The organism is Billgrantia campisalis (genome assembly GCF_022341425.1).
Classification (GTDB): Bacteria; Pseudomonadota; Gammaproteobacteria; order Pseudomonadales; family Halomonadaceae; genus Halomonas; species Halomonas campisalis.
Map to the genome: position 1 here is coordinate 145018 of NZ_JABFUC010000010.1, position 14901 is coordinate 159918.

Below are 14901 nucleotides of genomic sequence, written 5' to 3' on the forward strand. Positions count from 1 at the left end.
ATCGTTAGGGTCAAAGGCTTGAAGAGGGGTTTAAAACAAATGGGAAGCAAAACTAACCCTTTGGGGCTTGAACCAAAGAGAGAAAAATCAGGTGGCCCTACTTTTAGGAAGTATAATTTTCAATATCATTGGGCATTTTGCCGCATGTTGGGTGAGTATGAGCATGGTAATGAGTTCGCGCTATTCATTGAGGAGCACGAAGATATCACCATAGCAAACTCTCTCAATGTGGATACAACTTCTTTTGAATTCAACCAAGTCAAAGCAACATCGAAAACGCATACTATACATAGTCTCACAAAGGTATCGAAAACTGAGCCACAGTCCCTGGTTGAAAAATTGGCGAGTAGCAGTTGTGGTAAGTCATATTCAGATAAAATAACAAAGGTGAATTTTGTATCAACTGGAGGTTATAGCTTTGATCTGCATAAGAAAGGCTTCGATTACGAGGTGATAAAATCAGGTCAGCTCAGTGAAGATGAAGCAAAAAAAATCGCGGAATGTATAGCGCACTTAGAAGGGGCGTCAGGTTTTTGCCAAAAGCTGGCTTTTATTATTCCAGATTTGCCTGAAAAAGGATTTGATCACGTTGTTGAAGGAAAAATCAGTGCGTTAATAAGTAAGTTGGCGCCAGGTTTTAAATATGACTCTAACTCTATCTATGATTGCATTATCAGGGACTTAAATAGAAAAGGCGAAAATATCTTCGATTATGAAAATTGGGATGACGCAATCAGAAAAAAAGCAATTACTAGCAAGCAGCTTTCAGAAGTTATCGAGCAGTATATAAGTCGAAAACCCGACGAAAACCTTGTTACTGAATTAATACATGTTTTAAAGGATGAGTATTCACTAAAATCTATAGCAAGAAGAAAGGTTGTTAGTGGATTTAATCGTTATTACGCCAAAAAAATTGCAAGTAGGGAAAGTATTTTAAGAGAAGTGTCAATGGATATTGTAGATAAAATAGAAAAGCTTTCTTCTACGCACTCTAATGCAAAAGAGCTCGAATTGGCTGTTGTAGAAGAGCTAAATGAACAGACAATTTCATATTTCCCCAGTTCTGAGGATTTAACAGGAGCTTTCCTATATGAGTTTCTGGAAGGTGTTGATTTATGAGGGAAAATAGTTTTAGTTATAAGCGATTGGTAAGAAATTTGAGGAAAGAAGCTAATGAAAGAAATGTATTTCAATCGGCTAACAATAATAAGCAAGATAGAAAAGAAGGCGGCACAGTTCGACTTCTCAAAGAATTACAACTTGGTGCTGTCAAAGCAAAAGAATAGTGTTGGAAAGTCTTCACTTGTAAAAAGCATATTTTGGTGCTTGGGCTGCGAGCCACAGTTTGACGAAAAATGGAAAGCCCTTGATTGTCGAGTTGTATTAGATTTTGAGGTTAGAGGAAATAAATACCAGTTGGCTAGACATGGAAATCGGTTTATTCTAAAAGACAGCGAAAATAAATTTAAGGAGTTTTCTTCAGTTGGAGCAGGCTTCTCAACTGAGATTATGGCGCTGCTAAATTTTAACGCATTGCTAGCAGTTCGTGACAAGGAAGAGATTGTTACACCACCTCCCGCGTACTATTTTTTACCTTTCTACATAGATCAAAAACAAAGCTGGGCAAATGCTTGGGTAAGCTTTGGTAATTTAGGGCAGTTTTCAAATTGGAAAAAGACAATTATACCCTACCATACAGGCATGACGGGAAAAGATTATTTCGATAAAACTGAAGAAATATACTCGAAAAAGGTAGAGGCGTCGGACGTCAAAAAAGAGATTGATCGCCTAGACACTGCAATCTCAGTTGTTAGTGAATTTCCAGCGGAAACTGGTGTGGTTATAGAAGATGATGAGCTAAATGAAATCGAAGAGCAGATAAATGTCGAGATTATGGATCTCCACTTCCAGCAAGAGGTGCTATTTGAAGAGTTGGCCACACTTAGGGCTGATAAAGCTCACATAGAATCACAAATTATTGTGGCTAAAAATGCATGCATGGAGGCGAGTGAGGACTATGAATTTGCCGAAAGTCTGGGAGAAGATATTGAATGCCCAACATGTGGAGTTATTCACGATAACTCAATTGTAAATAGATTTTCACTGCTTCAAGATAAAAATCAATCCGAAGATATAATTGCTAGACTCGGCTCAGATATCCTATTGTTAAATGATGAAATAGAAAAAAAGACCATCGAATTCAATGGAGTGAGGGAAAACATTAGAGAGCTTGATCAAAAATACTCTTCGGATAAGGGTGGCAACAGATCCTTTTCCTCTATTCTTGAAATCATCGCTTCGAATTCAGTGAAAAAAAAAGTGGAAGGCAGTAGAAGCAATAAAGTAGAAAGGCTGCATAACCTGACTATTGAAGAGAAGAATTTAGTTAAAGAAAGAGTTGAAAGATCAAAAGAAAACAGAAAGAAAGTTAAAGAAAAATTTCAGAAATTGTTTCCTCATTACTTAGCTAAGTTGAAAGCATTTGGAGTAAATGCAAGCTCAATAAAATCTCCTGAGAATCATTCTAAAGTCGCAGCAAGTGGGGGGGCAGCAGAGTCAACTAGAGCCATGCTTGCCTATTACATGAGTGTATATAACTTGATTGACAAATATGGCGAACATGTATTGTGCCCTTTTGTTATTGATACGCCAAATCAACATGAGCAGGCTGCTAAACATTACGATAGCATTGTATCGCTGTTACTCCAAGAGCTTCCAGAGCGGGCGCAATTATTTGTATGTGGTATGGATTCAGAGAAATTGCAGCCACTTAAAGATAAAGCAAAAATAATATACTTAGATGTTGAGCACTCTTTGCTAAGTCGAGATTTGTTTAAATATATCGACTCTGAATATTCTGGCCTATTCGAAATGGATATAAGTAGCGTATAACAATCGCATGTTGTCGGACTGGTTTTCCGCTGCGCTCCAAACCAGCCGCAAACGCGATCGTTATAGCTCCGACAACTTTTCAACTAAAAAGGGATAAGATGAGTCCGCACATAAAAAACGCACTACTTAATGGGCGGTTAGTTCTACTATTGGGAGCTGGCGCGTCGAAAGGCTGCAAGAATTCACTTAAGGATGATCCGCCGTTAGGTTGGGATTTGGCAAAAATCCTTGCTGAGGAAATGGGAGATGAGTTTGAAGATGGCGATGATTTATCAGATGTGTACGCTGCAGCCAAGAGAAAGCTTGGATCACAGGTGCAAAGCATCTTCGAAAGACACTACAAACATTGTACTCCATCTAATGAATATAGCGAGCTTGTAAAGTATCCTTTTTTCAGAATTTATTCACTAAATATCGATGATGGATTTGAGAAAGCGGCTTATTCCATCAATAAAAGAAAGTTTAATGTAAGAAAGAGAAATGACAATGTTGTTGATCCTGACCAATTCTACCAAACATTAGACTTCATAAAGCTAAACGGAGATGTCAATAATCCTTCTGATGGTTATATATTCTCAGCACAAGAGTATGCTAAGGGCTCAACAAATGAGCCTCTGTGGTACAATGAACTAGCAAGAGATTATCATAGATATACTTTTATATTTATCGGAACAAAACTTAAAGAGCCTCTATTTTCGCATCAGATCGAAAAGTATAAGGCTAAGACTGGAAGCACAGATCTAAAAAGCTACATTCTTATACCAAGTCTTAGCAAAATGAAAAAATCAGCTTTAGAAGCTTCCAACATTCATCATATAGAGGGAACGCTAAAAGATCTTATCGATTGGCTCAAATCAGAATTCGATACTCCACCAACAGGGCAGGATATTGTTCTAAATACTAGGCCGGAACTTCGTCTGGCAAGCTCGGGAAGTGGTGGAGGTGGAATATCACTTTTCTCTGGTGTAACGCCAGTCAGTCGGGCAGCCCTAGCGCTTATGGAAAGCAGATCTCATGACAGTGAAATCAGGGAGTTTTATAAGGGATTCAAACCATCTTGGTTCGACATCCTCGATGAAGTTCCTGCAAATCTTAAAGGGGTGAAAAATTTCTTTACCTCAGTGTTGCAAAAAAATAAACCAAAGCCGCTTGAACTCCATGTTCTCTTTGGTACAGCTGGATGTGGTAAAACGACCGCACTGAAACAGTTGGCATTAAAGTTGGCTGACGAAGGCGGTCGAAACGTATACTTTCTTGAAGAGTACAAAGATAATTTCAAAGATCTAATTCGGGAGTTAGATGAGAGAAATAAAAGTCCCTATTATTTAGTAATAGAGCGAATTGGAGATGTGGCAATTCAGTTATCAGAAGTCATTAAGTCCGCATTATCTGATAAAGCTATTTTTATTAGTTCAGAAAATCCAAAAATTTGGAACTCTAGAGTAAAAGAACACGTTGAAGAATTCTTAACAACGAGTTCTGATATATCACATATAGCGGAAAGTGACGCAGATCTAATTCTTGAAAAGCTGAAACAGTTTGGAAACTGGACCAGGCTAGCGAAAATGTCAGCCAAGAACAGAAAGATCGAGATACTTAAAAAATCCAAGAAGCAGTTGTTAATAGGACTAATAGAAGCAACATCTGGAGAAGGCTATAACAAGATTATTCAAAAGGATTATAAAGCAATTACGTGTGAATCGGAAAAAGCACTGCTGCTATTGACAGGTCTAGCAACGACACAACGAGTTCCAGCCAGCGAGTCAACTTTAACAAGGGCTATGCATTCCCTTGATTGTAATCCGAATGTTCATTATGTTGCATCTAGAATGGACGGAATTGTTGCTTATGAAAATGGAAAGCTAACAACTAGACACAGAGTTTATATAGAGAGACTTTTTAAGTTATATGTATCGCAAGAGGATATCCTTTCAGCAATTCATGCCTATATAGAGGCATTTTCGGTATACAAATTCCCCATCGTGAAAAACATCTCCAGGAATGAGTCTACCATCTACAAGCATTTAGTAAATGCAAGATATTTAAAGAGAGTTCTTAATAATAACGAAGAAAAAGTACTGTCGGTATACAAGCGTTTTGAAAAAACGTTTGAACATGAAGGGTTGTTCCTTATGCAGTACGGTCTTGCTTTACGGTCATTTGATAAAAACGAAGATGCATTCGAAAAGCTAAGAGTGGCATTCGAAGCATTTCCTGAATCACCCCATATCGAGCATGCCCTTGCGCAACAGAGAATAATACTTGCATGCAGAACGCATGATGAAGTCATTTCTATGGCGCACTTTTCTGAAGCGGAGTCGGTGCTGAACCGGCTTCATTCATCCAATATAAATGCATTTGACAGGTATCCAATAATCACTCTTGCTGAAGGGCATGTTAAAGTCATGGAACACTTGAGCTATATTAGTGAAGCAAAAGTTTTAGCGAAGCAATACCATGACCAAATCAGAAGATTAAAAAATTCGCATACAAGTAGCCGTCTAGACCAAGCCGCTAGTAGCTTGGCTAAATTTTATATAGATGGGCGTTGGCCTGAAGTTCCCAATGAAGATTCCGCGATATAAGCTATACCAAGTGTAAGCACGTGACCCAAAAAGCCTTCGGCTTTCCGGTCACGTGTTACAAGCGTTATGTGAACTAATTATCGTAAGTAGGTTGAATAATGACCGAACAGTTCGAACTTGAAATGAGCCCGCTGTCGCAGTCGATCACAGCTGGCGAGAAAACTATCCAGGTTGATATTTATCGCGGTGATAACGGCGGCTGGATTTTGGAAGTCATCGACGAATCGAATAGTTCGCTTGTCTGGGATGATGAATTTGAATCGGATTCAGCTGCGTTAGATGAAGTAAAGCGCACAATTAAAGCTGACGGGTTCGATAGTTTAATCAGTTGAGGCAGGTTCATTTGAATCGTTCACATAACCAGTCGCATCAGCACGCACCTGCGGTGCTGGACAACAGCTTCGCTGTTGCCGCTGTGCTGCGGCGCTATACCTGAAGGAGCGAACTTTGAAGCTGATAATAGGCAATAAAAATTATTCGTCTTGGTCGATGAGGCCATGGCTGCTGTTGTCCCATCACGGATTGCCCTTTGAAGAAGTCCGGATTCCCTTGGATCAGGACGATACCCACACGACTCTTGCGCAGTATACCGAAGCGGGGAAGGTGCCGGTCCTTCAGGACGGTGATCTAACAGTCTGGGATTCGTTGGCTATTTGCGAGTACATTTCAGAACACTACCTGGAGGGTCGCGGGTGGCCGGGTTCGGTTCGTGCGCGGGCGGAAGCCCGATCCTGCAGTGCTGAAATGCACTCTGGCTTTCCGGAGATTCGTGGTCAGTTGCCGATGAACTGCCGTGCCAGCCAACGCCATGTTCCCCTTGGCGAAGATCTTGCGGCGGAGGTGGCCCGGATGGACCGAATCTGGTCGAGGTACCGGGGCATCTATGCAGGTGCTGGACCCTGGCTGTTTGGGGAGTTTTCCATTGCTGATTGCATGTTCGCTCCGGTTGCTTCCCGCTTCGATACCTACGGGATCAATCTTTCAGAAACGGCCTCGCAATACATGCAATGCCTGCTTAGCCATGAAAAGGTGCTCGAGTGGTTCGAGCAAGCTCGTGTGGAGCCCGAGACGATCGAGATGGCCGAAGTCGGGATATAACCAGTAGTAGCTCCACTCGGGAAAATGATTTGATGTGCTCTTAATATTTTGGTGGACAAGGCGTTGTAATATACAGTCGTAACCTTAAATTACGCGCTCTCACCCGCGCCAATAATGCGCTACAATGGGCCTTTCGCAGAGCGACCCAGCCATCGCCATCTTCATCTCCAAGCCCGATGGCCGTATGGAAGACCTGATAGATGACAGCTAAAAAAAATTTGATCGTGACGCAGCGGGTTCATGATGAACAAGTCGCGCGTTGATCCTGACCCCACTACGGATCGCTATGCCGCGCCGGTTGACGCGCTTGTCGGGTCCGGTGCCTGGCGATGGTTGCTCGGCGGCGGGCTCGTTCTGACGCTGCTCTATGTGGTGATTCCCTACGGGCACCTGGCCAGCGCGATTTATGTGGTGACCACGGCGCTTGCGGCGTTCGCCGTCCTTGTTGCCGTGAGGCGCCGGCGGCGGCTGTTCTGCCCGCCCGCTTGGCTGCTGATCGCCGGTGCGCTGGGGCTGGCCGCGGGCGGTCATGTCGTCTGGTTCTGGTTGGATCTGCGTGGCCTGGAGCCCTTCCCATCGCTTGCCGATGCCTTCTATCTCGCTGTCTATCCGTTGTTCATGGCCGCGCTCTGGAAGTTGGGGCATCGCAGCGGCCGGGACCGGGGCGACGGCGCCCTCAGCGATGCGCTCATCGTGGGTGTCGCGGCGGCCGTTCCGGGGTGGGCGCTGCTGATCGCCCCGTACCTGCAGGACCCCGATCTCACCTTGGCGCAGCTGCTGGTCTCGACGGCCTATCCGGTTGCCGATCTGATCCTGTTGCCGCTGATCCTCAGGCTGATCTTCCTGCATCGCGCCCGAGCCACTGCCCATCTTTTCCTGCTGGTGGGCATGCTGGCCTATCTGGCCGCCGACATGCTTTACGCTCACGGGAATTCGGCGGGCTGGTACGGGCCTGGCGGTATCACCGATGGTCTGTGGCTGGTGGCCTATGTGTTGATCGTGGCCGCGGTGTGGCATCCGTCGGCATCAATCGAGCCGCGTTCCCATGTCCCTATCGCCGAACTCTCGATTCAGCGCCTGGTCGTGCTTGGCGCGGCCGCCATGCTGGCACCGGCGGTGATTCTGATGACGGCCGGCGTCGATGTCGAGGTCGTCCGCGTTGCCGCCATCGGTTCGATCCTGCTGTTTTTGCTGGTGATCCATCGCATGGCCGGCCTGATGCACGAAACCCAGCGTCAGGCCGATGAGCTGAAGAGGCTCTCGCGCACGGATCCGCTGACCGGTGCCGCCAATCGCCGGCATTTCGATGACGAGTTGGAACGGGAGATGTCCCGCGCTCTGCGCTCGGGTTCACCTCTTAGCCTGGCCTTCATGGATCTGGACTACTTCAAGCGCTTCAATGACACCTACGGGCACGCCACCGGAGATGCCATGCTGGAGGAGATGGTGGGCGTATGGCGTTCCGTCCTGCGCCAGTCGGATCTGCTGGCCCGTATCGGCGGAGAGGAGTTCGTGGTGGTGCTGCCGGATACCGGCATGGATGAGGCACGGCAAGTGGTGGAGCGTATGCGCAAACGCACACCCCGCGGGCAGACCTGTTCAGCCGGTATCGCCAAATTCCGGCCCAGCGACACGGCCGAGGCGTTCGTGGCCCGGGCGGATCTCGCCATGTACGCGGCGAAGCGGGGCGGCAGGGACCGGGTCGTCCTCGCTGATGAGGACGGCGAGCCGGCCAAACAGCTGCCCGGGAGGAGTCGGTACCATTGAGGCAGCCATGCGTCGCATTCGACAATAGCGTGAAACCCGCCCATGGCGGAGGAAGGATGAGCTTTCACCGAAATAGTCTACGCTGAGGGGGGAATCCTTAAGACACTTGAGGAGATGGACATGCGAAACAAGATCGGCATCATCCTGTACTTTCTCTTCGTGGCAGGCGCCGTCGTGGTGATGTTCGCTCTGGTGGCCGGCCTGATCTATCTGATCGCTGTCGATCGACAGCCAATCAGCTGGAACCTCGTCTCAGGCAGCCTGTTCTTTATCATCCTCGCCGGTATTTTCTGGGTCTGTGGCCAGGCGGCACGGCACTTTCTGACGAATGGCGGGGAATCGCCACCGAATGGCAATGCATCGACTTGAGGTGGCAGCCGCCCCGTCTAATGGCGGGGCTCAGCGATTGAACAGCCACAGCACCGCCGACAGGATCACGCTGATCAGGATCATGGTGGTGATCGGGAAGTAGAAGGACATGTTCTCACGGCGGATGGCGATATCGCCCGGCAACTGGCCGAAGGGCAACTTGGAGAGCCAGGGCCAGAGAATGCCGATGGCGACGATGCACAGGCCGATGATGATCAGGGTGCGGGACATGAGCGGACTCCTTCTCCGATCACTCGACTGACGTTTGGGGGCGACACGGCGCCAGCGGGCGAGCCGCCGGCGCCACGCCCACTACCAGCTGACGCGGCGCAGCACTGCCAGCAGCCCCTGCAGCGGATGGGGCAGGGCGGTGTCGGAGAAGCGCTTGACCTGGCTGCGGCAGGAGTAGCCGGTGGCCAGCAGCCTACCCGCGTTGGCCGTGTCTTCCACCCTGGGCTGCCACGACTGGGCGTAGACGGTTTGCGAGGTCGCGCGGTTGCGCGCCTCGTGGCCGTAGGTGCCCGACATCCCGCAGCAACCGGTGCTCAGCAGCTCCAGCTCCAGCCCGAAGGCGGCGAACAGCTGCTGCCACGCCTTGGGGCTGCCCGGGGCGTTGGTGGTCTCGGTGCAGTGGGAGAGCAGCCGGTAGCCCGGGTCCTCGATCCCGGCGCCGGCCAGGTCGAGCCCCGCCGGCACCAGCCGGCGGGCCAGGGTTACCAGCCACTCCTGCAGCATCAGCACCTCGGGCACGGCGTCGGCGCCCAGCGCCTTCACGTACTCCTGGCGGTAGGTCAGGGTCATGGCCGGGTCGATACCCACCAGCGGCACGCCGAACTCGTCCAGCGCCCGCAGCCGCTTGGCCTGCTTTTCCGCGGTGCGCTCGAAGGCGCCCAAGAAGCCCTGCACGTGCAGCGGCTTGCCGTTGGGCGAATAGGGCGCCACGAACACCTTGACGTCGAGCCGGGCCAGCAGCTCGACGATGTCCAGCACCAGCTCGGCCTCGAAGTGGCTGGTGAAGGCGTCCTGCACGATCACCACGCTTCGCGCCTTCTGGGCCTCGCTGAGCAGGCCCAGCGAGGTGGGGGTGGCTTCGGCCACGCCCCAGGCCTCGAGCTGCTTGGTCAAGCGGGCCCGGGAGAGCTTGGGGCTGTCCACCAGGCCGATGGGGCCGGCCAACAGCCGGTCCACCAGGCGGTGACCGAGCGCCGCGTTGTAGAGCGGGGCAATCCGTGCCAGCGCCGGCATCATGAATTCGGTGCCGCCGATCAGGTAGTCGCGCAGCGGGCGCAGGTAGCGGCCGTGGTAGACCTCCAGGAACTGGGCGCGGGAGTCGGGTACGTTGACCTTCACCGGGCACTGGCCGGCGCAGGACTTGCAGGCCAGGCAGCCGGCCATGGCGTCGTAGACCGCGTGGGAAAAGTCGGCCTGGCGCCTGCGGCGCAGGGTGTTGAGGGTGCGCTTGGGGAGGTCGCGCACGAAGCCCCAGGCGCCCTCGGCCTTTTTCTTGCGCGACTCTTCCACCAGATCGACCCCGGCCGCGCCCTGCAGGCGCAGCCATTCGCGGATCAGGCTGGCGCGCCCCTTGGGCGAGTGGATGCGGTCGCGGGTGGCCTTCCACGACGGGCACATGGCGTCGTCGGGGTCGTAGTTATAGCAGGCGCCGTTGCCGTTGCAGTAGACGGTGGCGGCGTGGGCCTGCCAGGCCCGCTCGTCGATGGTGCGGTCGTACTGGCCGCGGGTGGGTACGCCGTCGATGGTCGAAAGGCCCGGGTCGATGAGTTTGATGCTCTCTTCGCTGCGCCCTGGCCCCGATGCTCCGTCGGCATGGGGCGTGGCGATTTTGCCCGGATTGAGCTGGTTGTGGGGGTCGAAGGCGGCCTTGACCCGCTGCAGGCTGGGGTAGAGGGCGCCGAAGAACTTGGGGGCGTACTCCGAGCGCAGCCCCTTGCCGTGCTCGCCCCACAGCAGGCCGTGGTACTTGTGGGTCAGCGCGGCGACCTCGTCGGAGACCTCGCGGATCAGCCGCTCCTGCGCGGGGTCCTTCATGTCGATGGCCGGGCGCACGTGCAGCACCCCAGCGTCCACGTGGCCGAACATGCCGTAGGCGAGGCCCCGGGCGTCCAGGGCGGCGCGGAACTCACTGATGAAATCCGCCAGGTGCTCCGGCGGCACCGCGGTGTCCTCCACGAAGGGGATGGGGCGCTTCTCGCCCTTGGCGTTGCCGAGCAGGCCCACGGCGCGCTTGCGCATGGCGTAGACCTTCTGGATCTGGGCGCGGCCTTCGGCCAGGGTATAGCCGAGCCGCTCCACCGTCGCGTCCGCCTCGAGGTGGCGGCAGAAGGCCGCGACTCGCTCACTGAGCCGGTCGGGGTCGTCGTCGTTGAACTCGATCAGGTTGATGCCGCGAATCGCCGCGGCCTGGCGGGTGGCCGTGGCGGTGCCGGCCTCGCCGTCGCCATCCCCGTCGCTATCCGCGCTGGGAAAGAACTCGGCCACGCTGTCCCAGACGAAGTCCTCCATGGCAAGCCACAGCACCTTGTCGTCCACCGTCTCGATGGAGGTAGGCTTGGCAGAGCTTGCCATCAGCGCCTTGGCGTCGCGCAGGGCGTCCATGAAGCCGGCGTAGCGCACGTTGACCAGGGTCGAGTGCTTGGGGATCGGCAGCACGTTGAGCACCGCCTCGTCGAGAAAGCCCAGCGAGCCCTCGGCGCCGCACAGCAGGCTGTTGATGTCCAGGCGGCCGTGCGCGTCCCGCAGATGCGCCAGGTCGTAGCCGGTCAGGCAGCGGTTGAGCGGCGGAAAGATGGCGCGGATCTGCTCCGCCTGGGTGTCGATGATCTCCCGGGCGGTGCGGTAGGCCCGGCCGATAATGTCGTCGCGGGCACACAGCGTGGCTAGCTCCGCCTCCTCCACCGGGCGGCTCACGAGCCGCTCGCCGCCGAGCAGCAGGGTCTCGAGCTCGAGCACATGGTCGCGGGTCTTGCCGTACTCGCAGCTGCCCTGGCCGCTGGCGTCGGTGGAGATCATGCCGCCGATGGTGGCGCGGTTGGAGGTGGAGAGATCCGGCGCGAAGAAAAGACCAAAGGGCTTGAGCGCGGCGTTGAGCTGGTCCTTGACCACGCCTGCCTGGACCCGTACCCGGCGGTTCTCCACGTCGATCTCGAGGATCTGGTTCATGTGCCGGGAGACATCCACCACCAGGCCGTCGGTGAGCGACTGGCCGTTGGTGCCGGTGCCGCCGCCGCGGGGCGCGAGCGCCACCTGGCGGTGTTCCTCGTCAGCGGCCAGGCGGGCGATGCGGGCGAGGTCCTCGCCGTGCCTGGGGTAGAGCACCGCCTGGGGCAGGCGCTGGTAGATGGAGTTGTCGGTGGCCAGCACCGTGCGGTCGGCGTAGTCCGGGGCGATCTCGCCCTCGAAGCCGGCGGCCTTGAGCGCCTCGAGAAAGCGCAGGTAAGGAGCGGCAAGCCCGGGGGCGGAGCCAACGTCGGTAGTGTCCAGTCGTGCGATCATGGTGGTTTCTTGAGTCGTTTGACGCTGCCCGGCGAGGCGGGCCGGCGGGGAATACCCGCTACTTTATCGTGTCTGGGTAGTGCCCTGCACCCCGCGATGTCTGGCGAGGGCTATCGCAGACAGCAAGGCGGCTCGAAGCTGCTTCGTCGACAAGCCTCCGGGGAGGCGCTGTAAATACCTCCCTGTACGCTACCGGCGCCGTCCCTGGCGCAGGACCTCCCCTTCGGCTTGTCCCCGGCGCCTCTTGCGGTTGGCATCTGAGCGTCCGGCGTGGCGCCTGGACGGCCTTTTGCCTACAATGTTCCGCCGTTTTCCCGACTTTTCACCGTTTTCAGGGACAGGATGCCATGCTCGATCCCAAACTGCTGCGCAGCGACCTCGCCGGGGTCGCCCAACGACTGGCCAAACGGGGTTTTGACCTCGATACCGAGCGTCTCGAGGCGATGGAGTCGCAGCGCCGCGAGCTGCAAACCGCTACCGAGACCCTGCAGAACGAGCGCAACACCCGCTCCAAGGCGATCGGCAAGGCCAAGGCGGCCGGCGAGGATATCCAGCCGCTGCTCGACGAGGTGTCCGACCTGGGCGACCGGCTCGACGCGGCCAAGGCGCGCTTGGCCGAGGTGCAGGCCGAGTGGGAGGCCCTGGTCAGCGGCCTGCCCAACCTGCCCCACGACAGCGTGCCGGTGGGGGAGAGCGAGGAGCAGAACGTCGAGCTGCACCGCTGGGGCACCCCCCGGGAACTCGGTTTCGAGGCGCGCGACCACGTTGACCTTGGCGCGCTCAAGGGCGGCCTGGACTTCGACCTGGCGGCCAAGCTGACCGGGGCGCGCTTCGCGGTGATGCGCGGCCCCATCGCCCGCCTGCATCGCGCCCTGACCCAGTTCATGCTCGACAAGCAGACCCTGGAGCACGGCTACGAAGAGTGCTACGTGCCCTATATGGTCAACGAGACTTCGCTCTTTGGGACCGGCCAGCTGCCCAAGTTCGGCGAGGACCTGTTCCAGCTCGACGATGATCGCGGCTATCACCTGATTCCCACCGCCGAGGTGCCGCTGACCAACTTCGCCCGCGACGAGATCCTCGACGCCAGGGCGCTGCCGATGAAGCTCACCGCCCATACGCCCTGTTTCCGCAGCGAGGCGGGCTCCCACGGCCGCGACACCCGGGGCATGATTCGCCAGCACCAGTTCGACAAGGTGGAGATGGTGCAGCTGGTCGAGCCCGAGACCAGCTACGCGGCCCTGGAGGAGATGCGCGGCCACGCCGAGGCGATCCTCCAGGCGCTGGAGCTGCCGTATCGCGTTGTCACGCTCTGTACCGGCGATATGGGCTTCGGCGCCGCCAAGACCTACGACCTGGAGGTGTGGCTGCCCAGCCAGCAGACCTACCGCGAGATCTCCTCGGTCTCCAACTGCGAGGACTTCCAGGCGCGGCGCATGCAGGCGCGCTTCCGCCATCCGGAGCAGAAGAAGCCGCAGCTGCTGCACACCCTCAACGGCTCCGGCCTGGCGGTGGGCCGCTGCCTGATCGCGGTGATGGAGAACCACCAGAACGCCGACGGCTCCATCAGCGTGCCCGAGGCGCTGCGGCCCTATATGGGCGGGGTCGATACCATTAACGCTTGAGGCCCTTCGGGCAGCTACCAGGAGCAAGTTTCAAGGAAGCCCCCTTGGCTTGCTCCTGGTGTTTTCAAGGCATCCTGGCTCGCACCTCGCACCTCGCACCTCGCACCTCGCACCTCGCACCTCGCACCTCGCACCTCGCACCTCGCACCTCGCACCTCGCACCTCGCACCTCGCACCTCGCACCTCGTACCTCGCACCTATTCATCAATCTCCCAGCTGACGCTGACCCCGGCCTCGATGGAGAGGGTGCCGGGGCGGTACTCCACCTGGGGCGCGCTCTCCCGGGCATCGGCGCTCATCGCCATCATGCGCGGCTGGAACACCGGCGAGCGGGTCTCGCTCACGCTGAGCACCGGACCCAGCGAGACGCCCAGCGTGCCCGCCATCAGCTCGGCCTTGTGGCGCGCCTTCTCCAACGCCTTGACCAGCGCCTCGTCGGTGGCCGCCTCGCGGTCGGCGAGGTCGTAGGCCACGCCGTCCAAGGCGTTGACCCCGGCCGTGGTCAGGGCGTCGAGCAGCACCGGCAGCTGCTCCAGATCATTCACCTTGATCTCGAAGGGGCGCTCCAGCCGGGTGCGCACCATCGGCTCGCGCTCGCCGCGGTCGTCCCGCGGGGCCGCCAGGTGTTCGAGCTGCACGTTGAGCGAGCCGGCCGTGATGGCGTCGCGCGCCACGCCAGCCGCCTCCATGGCCTGGATCAGCTCGGAGGCACGGGTCTCCAGCCGGTCGCGGGCCTCGCGCAGGGCCTCGGGGTCGGTGGCGATGTCGTCCTGACGGGCAATGGCGGGGGTGCGCTCCCACAGCCGGGCGCTGAGGGTGGCGCGGTCGGGCACCACCTCGAGCTGGGCCTCGGCCTGGACGTCGAGCCGCGAGCGGCTATCGCCGGCCAGCGCCGTCGAGGTGAGCAGCGGGGCGGTGATCAGCAGGGCGCCGAGCAGCAGCTGCCGGGGGCGAAAGGGTAGGGTAATAAGTGACATGGGGCCTCCTTGCTCTAAGCGCGACGCGGGTGGATAGGTGGGGTCAGGGGCGTCGCGTGCTGTTTGGAAGCGCGGCGC

General features: G+C 55.4%; 11 protein-coding genes. 8 read left to right on the forward strand and 3 right to left on the reverse strand.

Annotated features, from left to right (window positions below; genetic code table 11):
• Positions 1 to 39: 39 nt before the first annotated feature.
• The 7 genes from HOP52_RS13410 to HOP52_RS13440 all read left to right on the forward strand — a co-directional run bounded on the left by HOP52_RS13410 (position 40) and on the right by HOP52_RS13440 (position 8711).
• A complete protein-coding gene (locus tag HOP52_RS13410; RefSeq protein WP_238977897.1) occupies positions 40 to 1119 on the forward strand; it encodes a DUF4297 domain-containing protein in 1080 nt (359 codons plus the stop codon).
• A gap of 54 nt (positions 1120 to 1173) precedes the next feature.
• A complete protein-coding gene (locus tag HOP52_RS13415) occupies positions 1174 to 2892 on the forward strand; it encodes a hypothetical protein (protein ID WP_238977898.1) in 1719 nt (572 codons plus the stop codon).
• A gap of 98 nt (positions 2893 to 2990) precedes the next feature.
• On the forward strand, positions 2991 to 5477 hold the full coding sequence (locus tag HOP52_RS13420; protein WP_238977899.1) for a P-loop NTPase: 2487 nt from the start codon (positions 2991 to 2993) through the stop codon (positions 5475 to 5477).
• Positions 5478 to 5575: 98 nt separating this feature from the next.
• A complete protein-coding gene (locus tag HOP52_RS13425) occupies positions 5576 to 5809 on the forward strand; it encodes a hypothetical protein (RefSeq protein ID WP_238977900.1) in 234 nt (77 codons plus the stop codon).
• A 115-nt stretch (positions 5810 to 5924) separates the two neighbouring features.
• Positions 5925 to 6575: a glutathione S-transferase family protein gene (locus HOP52_RS13430; protein WP_238977901.1), complete on the forward strand. Its 651-nt coding sequence runs from the start codon at positions 5925 to 5927 to the stop codon at positions 6573 to 6575.
• Positions 6576 to 6818: 243 nt separating this feature from the next.
• Complete coding sequence (locus HOP52_RS13435) at positions 6819 to 8342, forward strand: GGDEF domain-containing protein (protein WP_238977902.1); 1524 nt, start codon at positions 6819 to 6821, stop codon at positions 8340 to 8342.
• A gap of 120 nt (positions 8343 to 8462) precedes the next feature.
• Complete coding sequence (locus HOP52_RS13440; RefSeq protein ID WP_238977903.1) at positions 8463 to 8711, forward strand: hypothetical protein; 249 nt, start codon at positions 8463 to 8465, stop codon at positions 8709 to 8711.
• Positions 8712 to 8741: 30 nt separating this feature from the next.
• On the opposite strand, the gene HOP52_RS13445 is transcribed toward HOP52_RS13440, so the two are convergent.
• Together HOP52_RS13445 and ydiJ are read right to left on the reverse strand one after the other, a co-directional pair.
• A complete protein-coding gene (locus tag HOP52_RS13445) occupies positions 8742 to 8942 on the reverse strand; it encodes a DUF2905 domain-containing protein (RefSeq protein WP_238977904.1) in 201 nt (66 codons plus the stop codon).
• Positions 8943 to 9023: 81 nt separating this feature from the next.
• Complete coding sequence (gene ydiJ / locus HOP52_RS13450) at positions 9024 to 12221, reverse strand: D-2-hydroxyglutarate dehydrogenase YdiJ (RefSeq protein WP_238977905.1); 3198 nt, start codon at positions 12219 to 12221, stop codon at positions 9024 to 9026.
• A gap of 347 nt (positions 12222 to 12568) precedes the next feature.
• On the opposite strand from ydiJ, the gene serS reads away from it, so the two are divergent.
• Positions 12569 to 13846 (forward strand): serine--tRNA ligase, encoded by a 1278-nt coding sequence (gene serS / locus HOP52_RS13455; protein WP_238977906.1) that lies wholly within the window; start codon positions 12569 to 12571, stop codon positions 13844 to 13846.
• A gap of 197 nt (positions 13847 to 14043) precedes the next feature.
• Here the strand turns inward: serS and HOP52_RS13460 are convergent, their stop codons facing one another.
• Positions 14044 to 14823: an SIMPL domain-containing protein gene (locus tag HOP52_RS13460; protein WP_238977907.1), complete on the reverse strand. Its 780-nt coding sequence runs from the start codon at positions 14821 to 14823 to the stop codon at positions 14044 to 14046.
• Positions 14824 to 14901 lie beyond the last annotated feature (78 nt).